Genomic DNA, 17,564 nt, shown 5'->3' with positions numbered 1-17,564 from the left:
ACGCCCCGTCGTCGGCTACCCGGCCGAACCCGAGCCAGTGGGACAACTTCGGCGGCTTCTCCCGGGATCCGTTCTCCCTCCGGGCGCCGTACTACCGGATCACCAACCCCGAGCCGATGTTCCCGATGCCCGGCCGCCAGGCCAGGTCGAACTGGCGCACCGGGCCGGAGATGACCGCCACGTACGGCGGCGGTTCCGGCGCGATCAACGCCAACGACCCCGGGAACGGCCGGAACACCGGCGCCACCGACCCGGTGTTCGAGTACGTGCGCGCCTACCGGGCTCTGCACGGGGAAGACCCGCACCTGAGCTCCATCGCCGCCGAATTGACCAACCGGTCCCACATCCGGGTGAGCGAGGAGGACGTGGCGACGGCGCTCAACAACGCCGGTAACCCGGACTTCCAGGTCGCCCAGGACGGCACCGTGACGAACGGGCGCGGCGCGCGCACCGACGGGACGTTGGACCAGATCCGCTCGATGCTGGATGAGCCGGAGAGCTACAACGCGTTCGGCGGCTTCAAGTGGAACCGGTTCCGCGCCCCCAAGCCGCGGGGCGAGAGCCCCTTCGCCACCCCGGCGGAGCAGGGCCGGGCCGGCCAGAACCCGGTCGCCGAGACCCCGGCCGCGCCGGAGGGCGAGGTTCCCGGGACGGCCGCCGCCGGTGGCCCGGCCGTCGCCGCCAACACCCCCGGCTCACCGGCCCAGGCCCAGGGCGGCCAGAACCCGGCCGGTGCCGGCCAGGCCCAGCCGAACGGCGGCCAGGCCCAGGCGGGCGGCCCGGTCCCGGGCCAGACCACTGGTACGGCTTCGCCGCTGAACACCGGTACCGGCGCTGGCGCCTCGCAGGGCACCGGCTCCGGCGCCCAGCCGAACACCGGTGCCGGCCCGACGCAGAACACCGGTGCCGCCCCCGCGCCGGCCTCGGACGGCCCGGCTCGCGCCGGTGGCGCACCGCGCGCGACCGGCGGCGCCGACACCGGCGCTCCGGGCGCGGCGCCGAGGGGCGAGGCCAACGTCGGTGGCGATGTCCGCCCGGCCGGTGCTCGGCGCGACTTCACCGCCGCGGCCACCGAGCAGCACGGCATCCCGGGCGCCGGCAGTGCCCGCAGCTCGGACACCGGCCCCGGCACCGACTCCCTCGCTGCGGCGGCGAGCCCCGACTCGGCGCCCGCGCCCACCCCGGAGATCCCGCGTCCCCCTGGCGACACCGGCGCGGGCTCGGCCGACGGCGCGGCCGGAAGCGGCGGGCACTCGGGCTCCGGCGAGCTCAGCGGCCACGCCCCCGAGCGCCCCCAGTCCCCGAACCCGGGCAATGACCAGCAGAACCCGTGGGCGCCGCCGCGCGGCGCGGGCGGCCGGGAAGGCGCCACCACCCAGCGCGGCCACGACGACTCGGGCGGCGTCGGCCCCGAGCCGGAGCCCGGCAAGGGCGAGCTGGTCCCCGACGCACCCGAGACCGAGGTCCGCGCGCCCCAGGTGGACGGCGACAACCCGCACACCATGGAGCCCAGTACCAGCGGCACGGACATCCACGGCCCACCGGATCCCGCCGCGAACCCAACCACTACTTCTCACCACACCGGCGACACGTCACGGCCCGAAACCGCCGTGTCGGGCGCCGACACCACACCGCGGTCCACCCACGACGGGTCGCGGCCCACCACAGACCTCGAAAACGGACCCGCCGCCGCGGCCGACGAGGGCTCCCGGCCCCGGTCGTCCGAGGGCGACGAGGGTTCGCCGTACGGCACGCTCGACGGCGACGAGGGCGAACTGCCCTGGTCGTTCGAAGACGACGGCGCACCTTGGTGGTCCGACGGCGACGAGGGCTCCCCGCCCTGGTTGTCCGAGGGCGACGACAGCGCACCAATGCCGTACGCGCCGGATGGCGACTACGGCGCTCCGGTGCCGCACACGCCGGATGGCGACTACGGCCCGCTGCCGTACACGCCGCACGGCGACGACGGCGCTCCGATGCCGCACGTGGCCGAGGGGCCTTCGGCGACGCCCGCCGCGAAGCCCGCCGACCCCGGCGCCGCGCGGCTCGAGCGCGCGGAGGCTGCCGCTAAGACGGCCCGGGCGGCCCACATCAAGGCGCAGATCAACCGCAACCGCGCCCCGCGCGAGGAGCTGCCCAAGGCGGACGCGGCCCTCGAGCGAGCGAAATGGGACGAGATCGTCGCCGAACACGAACTCAAGATGGCGACCGAGTTCCAGGACGTGCAGGCCACGCTGGAGGCGGCCACGCTCTACCGCGAACGGTACGACGCGGGCAGGAACGAGAACGACGGCTACGACTTCGGCACTGTGGACGCGCTGCCCACCAAGAAGTTCGCCAAGCTGCCGGAAGAGGTCCGCTGCGCCTACGTCTGCGAGGTGCACAAGCGCACCACCGGCGAGGACCCGTACGAGGTGCAGACGGCCGGCGCGCTGATGCTCAGCCGGAACAAGGCGACGGCGCGGGAGACCGTCACCTTCATCGGACAGATGAAGCGCATGCCCCAGGGCCTGGTGCTGGAGATGCTCACCGGTGAGGGCAAGACCCTGGTGGTGCGGCTGTCCGCGGGTATGCGGGTGCGCGCCGGCGAGAAGGTCGGTGTGGCCACGCACGCCCACCCGCTCGCCGAGAAGGCCTACAACGACGCCCTGGCTTTCTTCACCGCGCTGCGGGCCAAGTCGGCACTGATCGAATCCGGCCCGGAGGTCAGCCGGGGCGAGGGCAGCGACACCACCCCGGACGGCTACCTGGCCTCCGAAAAGCGGCTGAAGAACCTGGAGGACGTCCAGGAAGCCGACGTGGTGTTCGGCTCGGCCCGTGACTGGGTGACCAGCTGGCAGCGCGGCCTGCGCAACAAGGCCGAGGCCATGCCCAAGCGGCACATGATCCTGGACGAGATCGACATGCTGGCCATCGACTGGGGGCGCACCGCCTACCTGCTGGGCACCGTGCTGCCGGGTTCCGCGCGGGACGCCACGGAGCTGATCGAGGCCGGCAAGCTGGCCGCGAAGCTGGAGGCGGGCGACTTCAGCCGCACCCGCTGGACCAACCGGGCGTACATGACGGAGGAGCAGGCGCACAACTTCGCCAAGCGCATCGAGCTGGACCACGAGCTGACCCCGCAGCAGCGCGAGGACCTCGCCGACTTCGTCGAGTCGAGGCGGCACCGGCTGGGCCGCGAGTTCGTGCTGGACGGCGACTTGGTGATCATCATCGAGCGGGACAGCGGGCAGCGGCAGAAGGGCCAGGTGTGGGAGCACCACCCGCTGCTGGAGGCGATGCACCTGAAGACGGTCAAGCCGGGCCTGCGCACCGTGTCGCGCAAGACGCTGTACCAGTTCCTCAAGGCGCAGCACTCCTACCAGGGCGTCACCGGCACCGCGAAGTCCTCCGCGCGGACGTTCGGGAAGGTCTACGGGCTGTTCGTGCGCAGCCTGCCCACCAACAAGCCCCGGCTGCTGCAGGAACTGGACCCCCGGTTCTTCGGCAACCAGCAGGACCTGTGGGACCAGGTCATCAAGGACATCAAGGAGCTGCACGACGGGCGGGTGCCCCGGCCGTGGATCGTGGGCATCCGGGATGTGATCGACAGCATCGCGTTCTTCAACCAGTTGATCGAGGCCGGGGTGAAGAGTGCCCGGCTGGTCAACGCCGACACCCGCTTCGAGCTGAACGAGAAGGTGGCCACGGCGCGGGCCGGCGAGCCGTACTCGGTCACCGTGGTGACCGGCAAGATGGCCCGGGGCACTGACGTGCTGCTCGGCGGCGACTGGAGGTTCGGCCTGCCCGAAAACGCCTCGCTGCGGCTGCAGAAGCTGGCCAAGGCGCAGGCCGAGGAGGTGCTCAACTGGCTGGACAGCCAGGGCGGCGGGCACGTCGAGATGCTGAATATGTTCGGTTCCCGGCGGGCCTCGGAGCAGTTCGGCGGCCGGTTCGGCCGGCAGGGCCAACGCGGCAGCTGGCGGGAGTCCATTGGGCTGCACGACGAGGAACTGGTGATCCATGCGCCCGCCGCGCAGCTGGAGGAGCTGCAGGGCAAGTACCGCAACGGGGAGATCCCGTACAAGTCGGAGGACTGGTACGCCGCCAAGGCGCTCTACAAGAAGGCCCAGAGCAACGCCGACAAGCAGCGGCTGCGGGACCTGAAGAACACCCTGAAGTGGTTCAAGAAGCCGGCCAACGTCGTCTACCACACGACGACCAAGCAGGCGCCGAAGGAGGGCACCCCGGAGGCCGCCCGCGCCAAGGACATCAACGAGGCGGCGGCCCGGGCGCAGCGGGCGCACAACCAGCTGAAGGACACCCAGGCGGCGTACGCGGCGGCCAGCGCGCTGAACGGGGGGTCGCTCGGCAACCTCGGCGACACCTGCACCGCCATGTGCGCCAAGCAGCAGGAGCTGACCGACGCGCTGCACGCCTACCGGGAGCTGGTGGACCCGGAGGGCGCCGCCGAAGCCGCCGCCGCCGCCGAGAAGGCCCGGACGGCCGACCCGGACGCCACGCCGGGCGACGGCCGCGAGCTGCGGCTGACCGTGGCCAAGGTGGTGGAGGCGCACAACCTGGCGCTCAGCGGCCACTACGACGAGGCGATCGCCCTGCTCGACGGCATCGGCACCGACGCCGAGCTGGTCGACACGATCAGCAGGTCGGGCTGGGCCGGCGCGGACTGGGTCGCCCTGGAGGCGCTCAACGCCATCGCCACGGTGCGCGCCGTCGCGCTGATGGGCGCCACCCCGGGCGGCACCTCCGAGCACCCCGACTACGTGGCCGGCATGATGGACGACGAGAACGCCTTCTACCGGCTGGCTCACCTGGTGAACACGTTGCCGCCGGAATTGGCGATCACCGTCACCAGCAAGATGGAGGCCGAGGTCCGGGAGCTGCGCGAGCTGATCGCCCGCTCCGCCGACAGCTACCGCAACACCGCCGAGCTGATCGACCGGGGCGGCGTGGACCCGGCCACCATGATCGCCACCCTGGTGCTGGCCGGGCGCGCGCTGGACCAGGGCTACGAGGGCCTGCGCGCGTCGCTGCGGGACGCCGGGTTGAGGCTGGCCCAGCTGGAAGAGTGGCAGCTGTACCTGCTGGTCAACTACGCCAAGGGGTACAGCATGGCGTCGCTGGCCAGCACCCTCGGCATCAGCCTCAGCGACGCCGAATGGCTGCTGGATGAGACGCTGCGCACGCTGTCCACCAGCAACGGCACCGGCCGGTCGGTGCTCACCGAGCACGTGGCCCGCACCCTGGTGCGCCGCGAAGTTGTCGACCAGAACGCCGAGGAGGCGTGGCTGGAGATCCACAGCCGGATGCTGGCGTACCGCAACGGGCTGCACCCGATCGAGGCCGAGCTGTGGTGGAACCTGGAGGACAGCATCGAGTACCTGCTCGACGAGCTGCCCGAGTCGGTCACTGCGGACCAGGTCGACGAGCTGTACCGGCTGCTGATCAAGAACCGGATCACCACGGCGCACCAGGCCGAGGCGCTGAGCAGCACCGAGCTGACCCACCTCGGGTTCACCGACGAGCAGCGCAGCATGCTGTGGGACGCGCTGCGTGAGCTTGGCACGGCGGAGCGCGGGGCCGACTCCGGTCCGGCCCGGGGTCCGTCGGTGGACCGGGGCTACGCGCTGTTCAACACGCTGAACTCCGCGTGGGGCCACCAGGAGCTGTTCGCGGCGTTCTCCCTGGCGCTGGGCATGCCGACGCTGCCCGGCCCGGTAATCGAGGCGCGGCTGGAGACGCTGCGCAACGCCCTGGGGCTGGACCGGCTGACCGAGCACGCGGACGGGGTGCGGCTGGAGGGTGCGCACGGGCCGCACTACCTGCCGGTGCTGCTGGCCTACGCGGGCATCGGTCCGGTGGTCATGCCGGGGCTGACCGACGACGCCCGGGACGCGGCCCTGCTGGCCCTGGACACGGTGACCACCCACCTGCGCGGCGCCCCCGCCCCGGCCCCCGGCACCCCGGGTACTCCGGGTGCGCCGGCCCTGGGCACGCCGGGCGCCCCGGGTGCGCCGACGCCCGGTACGCCCGGCACACCGACCCCGGGTACTCCGGGTGCGCCGGCGCCCGGCACGCCGACCCCGGGTGCGCCGACGCCGACGCCCGCGCCTGCCCCTGAGCCGGGTCGAGGTGGCGGCGGTTCCGGTGGCTCTGGCTCCGGCTCGCGCGGCGACCGGCGGCGCACGCTGATCCACGGCACCTGGGCGCTCGGCCTGATCACGGGCGGCGTGGCGGCCGGCGGCCTGCTGGCGGCCGGCCTGGCGATCAACGCGGCGGTGCTGTTCTTCGGTGTGGTCGCGGCCGCACTGGTCCTGCTGGTGATCCCGCCGATGCGGGGCGCCGCGTCGACCCGGGGCCCACCGAGCACCACCGTGCTACTCGCGGCGGTGCGCAACCTGCCGACCGCGATCGTCACCGGCGCGGTCTTCGCGCTGGTCTTCGGGGTGGCCCCGGCCGTGGTCGCGGCGACCCTCACGCTGATCGGGCACACCGTGCGCGCGCTGTTCGGCGCCACCGGCAGCCGCACGCTCGGCCACTTCGCCGGCAGGCTGTTCGAGCTGCTCGGTCAGATCTCCATCCCGATCGTGGTGAAGGTGCTGATCGCCACCGACCTGGGCATGTACCTGCTCACCGGGCCTTCGCTGCCCGGCATGCGCTGGCTGTCCGCCGACCGGCTGGCGCACTGGCTCACCCTGAACGTCGACGAGTACGGCGCCCACGCCTGGTGGCAGGCGCTGACTAGCGGCTTCCTGCACGGCGGCACGCTGCACCTGGCCAGCAACCTGATCACCCTGACGATGATCGGCGGCCTCGCCGTCAAGCGGCTGGGCTGGCAGAAGTTCCTAGGTGCGTTCCTGGTCGGTATCGCCGGCGGCTCGCTGGCTACCGTGTGGCTCGCGCACCAAGGCGCCGGGTTCCTGCAGAACGGCAACTCACTGGTCGGCGCCTCCGCCGGTGTGTTCGCGGTGCAGGGCGCGCTCGCGGTGACCGAGTTCCTGAACAACGAGCGCACCGCCACCTGGAAGCTGATCGCGGCCAACCTGGTATTCGGCTACCTGCTCAGCGCCCTCGGCGTGATGAACGTGTCGATCGCCGCGCACCTGGGCGGCCTGGCGGCCGGCGGCGGCCTGGCCTTCCTGCTGGCCAGCCTCCGCCCGGGCAGCGTGATGATCACCCGGAACACCCGCGGCGGCGGCGGCGCGCTGGGCGACGTCAACGCCGCCGAGGCCGCCGAGTTCGCCGCGCTGGTGCCGGCGCTGCTGTACCACGCGGCGCTGCCGGAGGAGCAGACGTTCCCGCACGGGCTGCTCCCCGGCGTCCCGCTGGTGCTGCTCGACCCGAAGCGGGCGCTCGAGCTGCTGCCCGCGCACCTGGCCGACCTGCCCGGCCGGTTGGAGCTGTTCACCTGGTGGCACGAGGTGCTCGCGCCGAACGGCAAGACGATCGCGTTCGCCCCGCGCTGGCGGGAACTGAACGAGCTGCCGCTGACCAGGGCCGACTGGGAGGCGATCGCCGGGCACGAGGGCGAGCACCTGCGGGAAGGCCGCTGGGCCGACCACGGCACCCACGCCGGCTTCGACGACCTCGCGCACCGGGCGGACAACGACCGGCTGCGCAAGCGGCTGGCCCGGGCCCGGGGCGAGCGGACCGGTGCCGAGCCCGCCCAGCCGAGCCAGGCCGGTTCCGAGCCCGCGCCGAGCGCCGGAGCGCCGAGTCTGACGCTGCGGACCGACGACGGCCGCGAGATCACCGCGACCCCCGGACGGCCGCTGCACATCGGGCGCTGGCCGCTCGCCGACGTGAACATGAGCCACTCGGTGGTGTCCCGCCGGCACGCCGTCATCGAGTTCGACGCCGACCGGGGCGCCTGGGTGCTGCACGACGCCGGTTCCACCAACGGCACCTACCTCGGCCGGGAGCGCGTCCGCCGGCCGGTCGAGCTGCGCAACGACATGACGATCGGCCTCGGGCGGCGTGGAGCAGCGGACCTCGTCGTCAGCATCACCGGTAGCGTCGAACCGGCCGGCGGGGTCGAATCGTCCGGCGAGCCCACAGCCCGGGCGGGCGACCCGTTCCGGCTGGTGTCCGACGAGCAAGGGCTGCCGACCTGGCTGGACCCGCTGTTGGGCGGCCGGTCGCCGAGCACCGGTCGGGTGGCGCGGGTCAAGGTCCGCGGCGGTTCCGGCTCCGGCTTCCTGTGGCAGGCCCAGGACGGCGTCGGCGTCGTGGTCACTAACCGGCACGTCGCCTACGACCCCGAGACCGGCCGCCAGCGCCCCGGTCTGATGGTGATGCTGCGGACCGCCGATCGCCGGATTACCGCAGTGCCGACGGTGCTGCCCGCCCCGTCGATGAGTGCGCTGCTGGCCGCGCTGGGCCTCGAAGGCCTCGCGGACGGGATCAGCGATGCCGCGTTCGTGAGCGGCGCCGCCGGGCTGGACGTCGCGGTGCTGTTGATCGAGCACCCGGGTTTGCCGAACGTCCCGGAGCCCCGGGTCGCCGGCTGGCCCGCGCACCGTACCCGCGGGTACGTGCAGGGCTACAGCACCCGGCCCGGCTCCGACGGCACCGGCGTGCGGACCAACGGCGACGTGCCGGTCGTCGGTCGGATCGTGGTGGGGGCACGCCGGGGCGAGGGCGCCTTCGACCTGGTGTTCCAGCGGCGCGGGTTCAGCGGTGGCGGCTCCGGTGGCCCGCTGTTCATTGAGGGCGACGGTGGGGATGCCCTGGTCGGCCTGGCGATCGGCCGTTACGGGCCGCGAGGCTCGGCGTTGGGCGTCGGGGTGCCGGCCGGCGCGGTCCGCGCCTTCGTCACCACCAGCGTCCGGCGCGGTGGCTTCGGTCTGCCGGGGCTCGGCGCGATGGTGGCCGGGGTGGCGCTGCTCGGCGCGGTGACGCTGGTGCTCGGACTGGTCGGTGGCGCGGGGCACCCGATGCTGGCGATGACGCTGCCGTTCGGGCAGCGGCCGCAGGCCGAGCCGCATGACCAGGTCCGGATTCGGGAGATGACCCGTGACGACGGCCACGCGGTGGAAACGGTGTTCGCCGGCATGTCGCTGGCCAGCCGGTTCCGCCGCTTCGACGAGAACCTCCCGACGCTGACGCCGCAGGTGCGGCGGGAGCTGCTGAACATCGATGGCCGCCGTCGCGTGGCCCTGGTCGCCGAGGTGCCGGCCGGGGACGAGTGGCGGGCGATCGGGATCGTCCGGTTCGAGGCTGACAACGAGGAAACCGGCCAGGTCTTCTTCGAGGTCGTCGACGATCGCCACGGCATGGGCATAGGGACCAGCTTGGTGCGCGCCATGGTTGGGCGCCTCGCCGATCTCGGCTACACGGAGTTCTACGGGCTGGTCCTGTCGAACAACGAAGCCACGATGGCGGTGGCCAGGCGGCTGTTCCCGGCGACGGCCCGGGAGCAGCGGCAGGGCAACGGCCTGCTGCGGGTGACCGTGCCGCTGCCTTCTCTCACGCGCGCCCCGACCCGCTGGCTGAACGGACTGCGGGCCGAGCCGACGCCGGACGGCGGGACCAGGCTGGTCAGCGCCGACGGGACGCCGGCGGTGCCCGGCGGGCTGAGCGGGTTCGTCGCGTCAATTCCCGGCTACCACGGCGTCGCGGAGGTCTCCCCCGAACTGGTTCAGGAGTACATGCGGTTTGCCCGCGCTCTGCCGGCCAAGCACGAGCCGTCCGTTCCGGCCGCCGGACCTGACACCTACCTGACCGGGATCGTCACGCCCGCGCGGCTCGGGGTCGGCGTGACCGAGACCAGGCCGGGGCTGCTCAAGGCGTTCCTCGACCAGGTCCGCTGGACCGGTGGGCGCAATCCGTTCACTTCCGCCGGGGCTGTTGTGGTCGCGCTGGCCGGCGGAGTGGCGCTGGCACTGGGACTGGTCGGTGGCGCGGGGCACCCGATGCTGGCGATGACGCTGCCGTTCGGGCAGCGGCCGGAGATCCCGGCCGGGGCGCCGGTGGTTCACCGGGTCACCTTCGAGGACGCCACCGCCACGATGCTGACCCTCGGGGCGACCGACACTTGGTCCGCCCAGCAGGCTCTGCGTCGGCTGGGACGGATCTTGTCGCGGGCGCGCGGCGAGACCGGGCTGCCGGTGCTGGCCGGCGCCCCGGAGACGGTCGTGGTCGTCGGCAGCCTCATGGGAGACCCGACCGTTGCATTCACCGCCCGGCACCCCGAGCACGCCCCGGACGGTGTGACCCTCGTCCCGGCCTACTGGGCGCGCACGATCAACGATCTGGTCGCGGCCAGACGGCTCGCCCCGGACTTCCCGGCGCGGCTGTTCGCCGACGCCGAGTTCGGGCAGGCTCCGGCGCTGCTGACCGAGCTGACCGACGCGCTGCGCGCTCACCTGACCGCCGCGGTGCCGGCCGGGCGGCGCGCCGGGCTGGCCCAGTGGTCGGAGGAGGAGCTGGCGGAGTTCCTCGCCGTCCCCGACTACGCCGATCGGGTCCGGGCGATCTGGGCGGCGCAGGGCTTCGCCGGCCGGCCGACCCCGGTCGACGCCGCCGAGGCGGACCGGCTGGCCGCCGCCGGGTACGTGACGTACTACCGCGGCCTCAACGGGCCCAACGCCGAACAGCACGCCGAGCGGTTCCGCACCGGCGAGAAGCCCTTCGTCGGGCACGGTGACGTGCTGAGCGGCAGCGGCACCAACTTCACCACCAACCCGGACCGTGCCAGCGGGCTGTACACGAAGGACGAGGGCTCCGCCGAGCCCGGCACGGTTATCGTCGCCTACCTGCACCCGGACGCCGCCGAGATCCACTTCGACGACACCGAGGCGCTGCGCGCGGCCGACCTGCTCGCCCTCCCCCACACCGCGGCCGCCGAGCTCATCGAGCACGACCTCGGCGTGTGGGCGACGCTGTACGGCTTCGACGCGATCACCAGCAGCGACCAGGCCGACACCAATCCGCTGTACGCCGGGCGCGACATCCTGCTGCAGAACCGCGCCGGGGCGTTGGTCAAGCGCGCCACGAACGGCGGTGCCGACGCCCTGACGGTGGGCATGGCGTTGGCGGGCGTGGCGCTGATCGGCGGGGCGTTGGCGCTGCTCGGTGGGGCGCACGCCGGGCCGGCGCTGGCCATGGCGTTGCCGTTCCGGATTCGGGAGATGACCCAGCGGGACGGCCCGGCGATCGGGGAACTTTACCGCGGCATGTCCGAAGCCAGCCGGCGCAACTGGCTGCACCGCGACCGGCCCGTGGACGAGATCCAAGACCTGGCGTTGCACGTCGACGGGCAGAAGAACGTCGCGTGGGTGGCCGAGGCTCCCGACGGTGGTGCTGACCAGTGGCGGACGATCGGCATCGTCTGGTTCTGGGGGCGGACTCGGGTGGCCGGGTATGTCGAGATCGCCGTCGTGGACGACTGGCAGGGCGGAGGAGTGGGCACTGCCCTGTACCGCGAGCTGCGCGAGCGGCTGCCCCAGCTCGGTTTCGCGCGGATCAACGCCGACGTCCTCACCGGCAACGAAGCGTCACTGCGCCTGCAGCGCTCGATCTTCGCGAACACCCGCATCGACTGGACCAACGACAAAGGTGTCTCCCGCGTCGTGTCCAGCCTCGACGACTTCGGTCTGGTCGACACCACCGGGCGCTCGGCCGCGCTGGAATTCCCCGAGTCGGGCAAGAAGATCAAACTGGAGCCCGGCCAGATCTACTCGATCGGGCGCGCATCGGACAACACTGTCCACATCCATGACTCGCCGCGGATCTCCCGCTGGCACGCGGAGATTCGCCATCTCGACGGCGCCGGGTGGGTCGTGCGCGACAAGGGATCCAAGTACGCCACCTACCTGAATGGCACGATCCTCGGGCGCGATGAACAGCGGCTGCTCCAGCCCGGTGACGGGATCGGCCTGGCCAGGATGCAGCGGCACGTCCGATTCCAGCTCGACAGCGGATCCGACCGCCGGCCGACCAGCCCGTGGCGATGGTTGCGCGGGGGCGGTGCTGCCGCCGTGGCCGGGGTGGTGCTGATCGGCGGGGTGGCCGTCGCGCTGGCGCTGGTTGGTGGCGGGCACGCCGGGCCGGCGCTGGCCGGCGTCTTCCCGAAGGGTTCGCTCTGGGCAGCTCTCGAGGAGGTCCCCGCCGTCACCGAGAAGGGCACTGCTCCTACCGACCCGGTCGGCGTCCACGAGATCGCGGGCCGGCTCGAGTTGGAAAGCCTTGACGCCATCCGACAGGCGTTCACCATGTTCGTGGAGTGGAAGCTCGTCTACTGGATGCCCAACGCCCGCTCGGACGCGAGTCGATGGGAACGCCTCTACTTCCTTCCCGCACACACCGTTGAGCTCCTGCGTGCGCTACGCGACCCAGAGTCGTATCCGTACATCGAAGGCCGTCGTCTGCTCGGCAGGCTCGCCGAGTTGTTCACGAGCTCCGTGGTCCTCGTCGGTGACTCGCCCCTCACGGGCGAGATCGGTACCACGCTGCGGGCTGTCTACGCGCTACCGAACAACCCATTCCGTCCCCGCAACGTGTACGTACCACGTTCCTCAACTCGCCCCGAACCATCCACCCCCGGCATCGAGTCCGACGTCCGGCTGCGCTGGACCGAAACGCTGCTCAGGGCTATCGCCGCCGCCGAGCCAAACGGGATCACCCAGCGTGAGCTGGTCCGGGCGCTCGGACTGACCGCGGGGACGGTGCGTCACCGCATGAACGGCCGCCTGACGAAGAACGTCAAAGCGAAGGGCTGGCAGCTGGTCATCGTCCGCCGGCAGGGCGACGAGGACGTCTACTTCCTGCGGGAGCAGACCAAACTGTGGCTCGCCCACCTGAACAACTCGAACCCGAACTTCCCCGAGGCTTACCGCGAGGCGCTCGAGGAGTTCGGCATCTTCTTGCGCTTGGATCCGAACCAGGGCGTCCGCTGGTTCAGCGAGGGCCTGACCGACGCGCTGGGGAAACTTCGCCAGCAGACACCCCGGGCGCTGCTGGGCACCCGCGACCGCGGCACGCTCGCCGACCTCGCTGAGCGTGCCGGTAGCCGGGTCATCCTCACCCAGTTCGCCAACCTGGTACGGGCCGATCCCCGGCTGCGGCTGCTCGACGCCAACGGAAGCCCTGTGCCACCAGGTGCTCCGCTCGGTGACGGACGTGAGGTGCTGGTACACCGAACGAACAGCGACAGCTCCGGTCCCGCCAACGGCACGGACTCCGGTGGTCTCGAGGCCGGGTTCGGCCTGACGGTGGCCGGGGTGGCGCTGCTCGGCGGTGCGGCCGTCGCGCTGGCGCTGCTCGGGACCGACTCCGGCCTGCTGCACGCCGGGATCTTCGGCTGGTTGCGCGGGCTCCTGGACGGGGCGCAGACACCTGGTGCAGACCGCGCTCGGTCGGAAGTCTCGAGCAACACCACCGGGTCCCGGGCCGAGCGGGCGGCGGAACAGCCTGCCGAACAGGGCGCGGGCACCGGGCCTCAGGACGACATCAGCTCCGCGTTCGACCGGGTCCAGGCGAAGCTCGCCGGGCTGACGGCGGATGTCAGCGCGCCCGACACCGGGTTGACAGAGCACGCCCTCATCCATTCCTCCGACCACCGGCCAGAGCCGGTCTTTCACGGGGCGGGTCCGGTGTATCTGGGGGTTGAGCTGGAGATCAACGTCCCGAGGCAGCGGGAGTCGGTTGAGCAGATCATCGAGCTGGTCACCCGACACCTGGGAAACCTGGGCTACCTGGTGCACGACACCTCGATCGGCCACGGTTTCGAGATCGTCACCCACCCGATGTCCTACTCGTGGGCGATCCGGCACTTCCCGTGGGACATGCTCACCGACCTGCGGAACGAGGGCGCCCATGCAAGGGACCTCGGCCTGCACGTACACATCAGCCGCGCCGGGTTCGACTCGCCAGCGCATGTCTACCGCTGGATGAAGCTGCTGCACCGCAACAGGGTCCAGGTGATCGCCCTGGCACGGCGGGACTCCGACCGATACGCGGCGTTCACCGACTCAGACCGGCGCAAGGTCAGGGACTACGCCAAGGGCGTGCGGGGCCTGAAGTCCGAGGGCGCGCCGGGTGAGGAACGCTCGCCGGCGATCAACACCAGCAACGAGGCGACGTTCGAGCTGCGGGTCTACGCCAGCTCGCTGCGCCGGCAGCAGGTGCAGGCAGCGATCGGGCTGGCCGACTCGTCGGTGGAGTACACCCGAGAGCTGACCACAGCCGACATCGCCCGCGGCGGGTGGGACTGGTCGGCGTACTCCGCATGGGTGCGCGAACGACCCGAATACGCCCCGCTCTCCCGCGAGCTGCGGCACCGCACCGGACCAGGGGCGACCGGCGCCGTGGCCGGGGTGGCTCTGCTCGGTGGGGTGGCGTTGCTGCTGGCGCTGGCCGGCGGCGGCGGTCACGCGATGCTGGCGATGGCGCTGCCGTTCGGCCGGCCCGATCGGGCACGGTCGGACAAGCTCGAGTACTCGGTCTGGCGGCGCGGGCCCCCGGCCTGGTTGAAGCGGGTGGCCGCGATCGCCGCCGCGCTGGTGGCGCTGGGTGTCGGTGGCCTGATCGGCCCGACGACCCCGGCGTCGGCGATCATCGACGGCCACCGGGTGGACTCCGCGCCGTGGGGCGTGCAGGTCTACCAGACCGGCCAGCGCGACCTGTGGGGCTCCGGCTCGCTGATCGGCCCCCGCTGGGTGCTGACCGCCGAGCACGTGACCACGGTGACCGGCAAGTCGCTCGACCCGCCGCTGCCGGCCGGCGCGATGTACGTCCGGGTAGGCGACGTCCGCCGGGGTCACGGCGCGATGGTCCGGGTGGCGAAGGTGTACCGCGCCGACGACTACTCGGACATCGCGCTGTTGCGTCTGGCGGAGCCGGTCGACACCACCTACCTGAAGCTGGGAGTGCGCAACCCACGGGTTGACGAGCGGACCCAGGTGTACGGCTGGGGCCGCACCAGGTGGACCGAACCGGGCGAGTCGGCGCCGCCGTCGCCGCTGCTCAAGACGGCGGCCATGCGGGTCAAGCAGGTGGACGCAGCCACCTCGGGCAACCCGGGTGGAGGGATCGTTACCTTCGGACTCGACGGGTCGCCGTTCAAGGGCGACAGCGGCGGCCCCATGATCAACGCCGCCGGCGTCCAGGTCGGCGTGACCTCCGGCTACGTGTCGGACGACTCCGGCACCTGGTACGAGTTCGGCAGCGTGCCCAACGAGCTGCACTGGATCCGGGAGACCGTCGGAGCAGGCGACGCCCAGGTCGCGCTCGGTGGCGGCCCGGTGGCGCTGCGCTGGTGGTGGCCCGCCGCGGTCGGCGCCTCGGGAGCGCTCGCGGTCGTTGCCCTCGCGCGGGTGCGAGGCGCTGGCCAGGCGTCAACGGGTACCCGGAGCGCGGTGGCCTCACGGATGCTCGTGCTCGGGGCGAAGTCGTACGCGGCGGTCGCGGCGCTGAGCGTGCTGGGGGTCACGAGCGGGCCGGGCCTGGCCGTCGGAGCGCTGGGGTTGGTGGCCGCCGGGCAGTGGCTGCCGAGGGCGTTCACCGGTCCCACCTCGGCGAAGGGCGCGCGGGCCGTCGCCCGGCGGGTCGCGGGCGCGCTGGCGCGGGTGGCCAACGCGGTCCGGTTGCTGATGTTGTCGGCCGGGTTGGCGGCGATCTGGCACATGGTGGGCTCGTGGCTGCGGGAGATTTCGTGGCTGGCCTGGCCGGCCCGGTTCATGGAGTCGGTGTCCTGGCCGCGCGGCGTGTGGGCCGCGTTCGTCGGTTGGGTGTCGTCGCTGTTCGGCGGCGCCGGCCTGCCGGACTGGGCGATGACCTTGGGCTACGCGGTGCCGGTCGCGATCGGCTACGCCTGGTACCGGGCCATCGTCCGGCCGGAGACCCGAACCCGGGTCTTCGGGGTGCTCGCGGCGGCGCTGCCGTTCGCACTGGCCGTGCCGCTGCTGGACTTCCGCCAGGACAACCCGTTCATCACCTGGACGGCGTTCCTCGACCAGTTCCGGGCCGGTGAGTTCGTCAACTTCCTGATGATCTCCTTCCAACACGGGCCATGGCGGTTGGCCGCCATGGCCGCATACGGCTACCTGGCGGGCGCGGTCGTCATGGCGCTGCTGACCCAGGTCGCCCGCGCGGTGGTCCGCCGGGTCCGCCAGCGGTTGGGTGGCACCGGGGACGACACCGCCGCACGACCGCGCGGCCCGGACGCGGGCGGGCTGGCGGTGGCAGGAGTGGCGCTGCTCGGCGGTATCGCGCTGGTGCTGACGCTGGCCGGTGGCACGGGCCACCCGGCACTGGCGATGGCGCTGCCGTTCGGTCCTCGGCACCCGCTGGACCGGTTGCCGGCGCTGACGGAGGCCGGCGCGTCGGCGGAGGTCACCGAGGCGTACCGGCTGCACTGGGGCGCGGAGGGCACCCCGCTGCCGTTCGACGTGGCCGCCGCGCAGGTGGGCGTCAACAGCTCTACACTGCGCAGCCACTTCCTGCGGCTGGGGCTGCCGATCCGGGACCAGGCGGCCGCCGGCGCGCTGCGCACCCCGATCGCCGGTGACCGGCTGGCCGCCGAGCGGGACGGTGGGTACGGGGACCAGTATTCGGACTCGGCGTTCCTGGCCGGCGTGCGTGAGCTCGCCGTGGAGCTCGGCCGCTCGCCCACCTCGGTGGAGTGGACCCGCACCGGGTGGGTGCCGTCGTACGCCTACGTGCGCGACCACCTGTACCCGACCTGGGACGCGGCGCTGCGGGCCGCCGAGCTGCCGCCGCTGAACCTGACCGACGAGGAGATCCTTGCGGACCTAGCCGTTGCCGAGGCCGCGGTCGCGCCGGCCCCGCTGACGAGTACCAGGTACAAGGCGTGGCGGAAGAGCACCCGACCCGGCCCAATGACCGCGAACGGGGTGGCCAACCGGTTCGGCAGCTGGCCGGAGGCGATGCGGCGGCTGGCCGAAGCGGACCGGGCCACCCTGCCAGCCGCGCCGTCCCAGCTGCCGATCGCGCTGGCACCGGCAGCGGCGGAGCCGACGCTCACGCTGGAGCCGAACGCGGCCTCGTTCGGTCAGCTGCCCGAGCCGGTGGCCACCTGGTGGCGGTTGTACCGCGACCTGCTGTGGAGTCTGGAGGAGATCTCCCGGTACCTCAGCGTACCGCGCAACACCATGGCCTATCACCTCGAGAAGTGGCATTTGCCCATGCGCACCATGCCTGAGCAGCGCAAGCTGCGCGCCACGGTGGAGCGGGCGGCGAACCAGCAGGTCATCGCACGGGTTGTCGGTCTGTGGCAGGAGGCGCCCGCGCTGACCGCCTCCGAGATCGCCGAGCGGTTGGACCTGGATCCGAGGGTGGTAGGTCGGGCGCTGCTGCTGGCGGTCCCGGCGGAGGAGCTGCGGGCGCGGTTCACCGAGCGGCCGCGTGGCCCGGATGCGGGCGGGCTGGCGATGGCAGGTGTGGCGTTGTTCGGTGGCGTGGCACTGCTGCCGCACGTGCTTGGGCACGGCGTCGACGCCGGGCCGCTGCTGGCTGCCGCGTTCGGTTGGGCACGGCCGCTGCGTACGCCGGCCCAGGAGGCGCTGGCCGAGCTGGACGCGCTGCTCGGCCGGAACAACGCG

The 17,564-nt window shown here is 72.6% G+C and carries 1 protein-coding gene (cut by both window edges); it reads left to right on the top strand.

The coding region annotated (locus ABEB12_RS35860; RefSeq protein ID WP_345703437.1) for a rhomboid family intramembrane serine protease crosses the window boundary (this coding region is incomplete at its 3' end): on the top strand, positions 1-17,564 show 17,564 of its 70,759 nt. The annotated region is longer than the window, extending 11,998 nt past the left edge and 41,197 nt past the right edge.

The organism is Actinospineispora eucalypti (assembly GCF_039543365.1).
In the GTDB taxonomy this organism is placed as follows: Bacteria; Actinomycetota; Actinomycetes; order Mycobacteriales; family Pseudonocardiaceae; genus Pseudonocardia; species Pseudonocardia eucalypti.
The sequence above is the reverse complement of the archived record's forward strand: the minus strand, read 5'-3'. Positions and strand labels throughout refer to the sequence as shown.